The sequence below is a fragment of the Corallococcus carmarthensis genome (assembly GCF_003611695.1).
Lineage (GTDB): Bacteria > Myxococcota > Myxococcia > Myxococcales > Myxococcaceae > Corallococcus > Corallococcus carmarthensis.
Window position 1 is genome coordinate 1 of record NZ_RAWE01000478.1, and the last position, 679, is coordinate 679.

Below are 679 nucleotides of genomic sequence, written 5' to 3' on the forward strand. Positions count from 1 at the left end.
GGGTGGAGAGGTTGCGGGGGGAGGTGGCTGTTAAGCACCACTCGCACACAATTTCGGCTTTGGACTAGGGTGCTCGGCCTCGTCGTCGGCGGAGCAGAAGGCCAATCAAGGTATGTCGAAGAAGCGCGTTCACGAAATCGCCAAGGAGCTCAAGAGCCACGGGATTGAGCTCGACAACAAGGAGGTCGTGACCGAGCTCGCCGGGCTGGGTTACGACGTCAAGAGCCACTCGTCCTCTTTGGATGACGATCAGGCCACTGCCGCGGTCCAGAAGATCCTGGACAAGCGCAAGCCGAAGCAGGCCGCCGCGCCCGTCGCCGCCAAGGGCTTCGTGGTGCGCCGCAAGGTCGGTCCTCCCGCGGGCACGTCCGCCCCGGACAATCAGGACGCCTACGCGCAGTCGAACGAGCAGGCCTACGAGCCGGAGCCGCAGGAGCCGCAGTACGCGGCCCCCATGGAACAGGAGCCCTCGCAGGCGCCCGTTTCCGTCGAGCCTCCGTCCGCTCCCGCGGAGCAGGTCCCCGTGGCCCGCGCTCCGGAGGCACCGGCCGTGACGGCCACGCCGCCGGAGACCCCCGTCGCTTCCATCGCCGCGGCCCCGGAGGCGCCGTCCGCGCCCGAGGCACCGGCCACCCCGTCTGTTGCCGCAACCGCCACCCCGCCCGTGACGCCGCCTTCC

The 679-nt window shown here is 69.7% G+C and carries 1 protein-coding gene; it reads left to right on the top strand.

What is annotated here, in order from left to right:
* Positions 1-112: 112 nt before the first annotated feature.
* The coding region (locus D7X32_RS44570) for a translation initiation factor IF-2 N-terminal domain-containing protein (RefSeq protein WP_208752783.1) at positions 113-679 on the top strand (567 nt) is incomplete at its 3' end.